Origin of the sequence: Mesorhizobium sp. M0045, from assembly GCF_040323385.1 — a bacterium.
Taxonomy (GTDB): Bacteria; Pseudomonadota; Alphaproteobacteria; order Rhizobiales; family Rhizobiaceae; genus Mesorhizobium.
Genome location: NZ_JAMYUY010000063.1, coordinates 1 through 2,405, shown reverse-complemented (window position 1 = coordinate 2,405; position 2,405 = coordinate 1). Strand labels below are relative to the sequence as shown.

Here is a 2,405-nt window from a genome sequence, read left to right as displayed (position 1 = left end):
GCGTCGCATCAACGACGACAATCAGGAATCGCTGTTTTCCGCCATTTGAAGAGGGGGTGCATAATGAATCAGTCTTCGCGATCGGACGAATGGAGCGCTCGACTGTATTGGAGTCGATCTCGATGCGGCCGTCGTCGAGGAAGCGGGTCAGGCCTTCCCAGCGCGAGAGCGTGTAGCGGATTGCCTCGGCGAGCTTGGTCTTCTGGCTAATCAGGCCGAGCTTTTCGCGCAGCCAAGGTTCGAGATCGGCAATGATAGCGCGGCTATTTTCCTGACGCATCGCGCGACGTTCGTCAGCCGACCGGCCGCGGATGACGTCTTCGATCTTGTAGAGCTCGGCGATCCGTCTCAGCGCCTCGCTGGCAATCGGCGCGGGACCGGCTGCCGCCAGTTCATAGAAGCGCCGGCGCACGTGTGCCCAGCAGAAGGCGAGCGTCACGCCGCTTTTCTCGGCCAGCACGCGATAGCCGCCATAGCCGTCGACCTGAAGGATTCCGGTGAAGCCTGCGAGATGAGCGATCGGACGCTCGGCCTTTCGGTCCGGCGCATAGACATAGGCGACGCCCGGCGGGTCGCTTCCATTCCATGGGCGGTCATCGCGGGCATAGGCCCACAGCTGCCCAGTCTTCGTCTTGCCGCGGCCCGGATCGAGCACCGGCGCCGTGGTTTCGTCAGCAAAGAGCTTCGGTGAAGTCTTCAGCTTGCCAAGCAGCCGCTCATGCACCGGACGAAGGTGCCAGGCGGCGCGGCCGACCCAGTCGGCGAGCGTGGACCGGTCGAGATTGATGCCCTGCCGGGCATAGATCTGCGCCTGACGATAGAGCGGCAGGTGGTCAGCATATTTGGACACCAGCACCTGAGCGACCGTCGCCTCGGTTGGCAAACCGCTCTCGATCAGCCGGGCGGGCGCCGGAGCCTGAACGACCACATCCTCGCAGGCGCGGCAGGCATATTTGGGCCGGCGCACGACGATCACACGCAGCTGCGCCGGAACGATGTCGAGCCGCTCGCTCACGTCCTCACCGATCCGATGCAAGCCATTGCGGCAGCCCGGACAGGCATGGTCCTCGATGTCGACGACCATTTCCACCCGCGGCAGATGGGGTGGCAACGCGCCGCGGTTCGTCCGGCGCTTCCTGGCGCGCTCCAGACGCTCTGCGGGAGATGCTTGTTCATTCTCTTCCTCGTCGGCGGCCTCGATCTGCTCGGCCTCTTCGAGCCCCAGCAGCAACTGATCCTCGGGAAGCGTCTCAGCTCTTCCGCCGAAGCGGTGACGCTGCAATTCCTTGATGATCTGGATTAGGCGGGCGTTCTCGACGTCGCGCGCCAGGACCATCGCCTTCAGCGCGTCCGGATCGTCGGGAAGCTGGTCAGCCGCCATCGCCATGACCGGATCAGACCATATTCGCCGACATCCCGCGACAGCGGAATCCAGGCTGATTCACTTCGTCGCGGGTCAGCCCGCCTGAACCGGAACGCGGGTCCTGCGCGCCTCGTGGACCCGCCGCCAGTCGAGACCTTCGAGCAGCGCCGACAACTGCGCGGCCGTCAGCCGCATCATGCCGTCATGCACTTTCGGCCAGCGGAACTCGCCGTCCTCCAGACGTTTGGCGTAAAGGCAGACGCCGGTGCCATCCCAGAAGATCAGCTTGATCCGATCCGTCCGCTTCGCCCGGAAGACATAGACCGCGCCGCTGAACGGATCGGCGCCCATCGTCTCGCGCACAAGCGCCGCGAGGCCCTCCGCACCCTTGCGGAAGTCCACCGGCTTCGTCGCCACCATGACCTTGACCGCACCCGTCGGCCCGATCACGTCGTCGCCTTCAGCGCTCGGATTACAGCGGCCACCGTCCTGGTGTCGGCGCCACGGCCGACCCGCATAGCGACGCCGTCTATCTCCAGCTCGATCACACCGTCTCGGGCGGCTTTCTGCTTCCGCCGCCGCCTTGCCGCCGGTTCAGGCCTCGGCGCTGCAATCACCGCCGGAACAAACAACGATTCCGGTGCCGGCGCTTCCGCCAACGGCTGACGAGCGGCCCGACGCCAGGCGAACAGCTGCTGCGGGGACAAAGCGTATCGCCGCGCCACCGCGCTCACGGTCGCGCCGGCTTCGTAGCTTTCCGCCACGATCCGCGCCTTCTCCTCCGGCAGCCATTCGCGCCGCCGACCGGAGCCCGTGAACACCTCGAACCGGCGCGCGGGCTCGTGATCGCTGGATTTAAGCGTAAGCTCTGAAATCGTCATGTGTCGAAGCCCTCAAAGGCTCCGAACATCGTCCTTCACGCCGATCACCGAAAGGTGCCGTCGGGACATCGCTTACGCTCTCACAGGTGATGCGCTTGTCCGCTGTGATTGGGCGGCTAAATCAGCATGCAAGTGGTGCATCTTTTCTTAGATGCAGTGCG

Annotated in this window: 3 protein-coding genes; all 3 read right to left on the bottom strand. The window is 64.8% G+C overall.

Features of this window, described 5'->3' with window-relative positions:
- A partial coding sequence (gene tnpC / locus NKJ72_RS30855) for an IS66 family transposase (protein ID WP_352480790.1) occupies positions 1–1,387 on the bottom strand: 1,387 nt, incomplete at its 3' end.
- Between the two features lie 69 nt (positions 1,388–1,456).
- Positions 1,457–1,813 carry an IS66 family insertion sequence element accessory protein TnpB gene (gene tnpB / locus NKJ72_RS30850; protein WP_023800865.1) on the bottom strand — a complete coding sequence of 119 codons (357 nt, stop codon included), beginning with the start codon at positions 1,811–1,813 and terminating at the stop codon, positions 1,457–1,459.
- A complete protein-coding gene (gene tnpA, locus NKJ72_RS30845) occupies positions 1,810–2,244 on the bottom strand; it encodes an IS66-like element accessory protein TnpA (RefSeq protein ID WP_095518983.1) in 435 nt (144 codons plus the stop codon). Before tnpA ends, tnpB begins: the two co-directional genes overlap by 4 nt.
- Positions 2,245–2,405: the final 161 nt, after the last annotated feature.

Coding starts and splice junctions, on each gene's coding strand:
- tnpA (WP_095518983.1), bottom strand. CDS start 2,244: ATGACGATTTCAGAGCTTACGCTTAAATCCAGCGATCACGAGCCCGCG.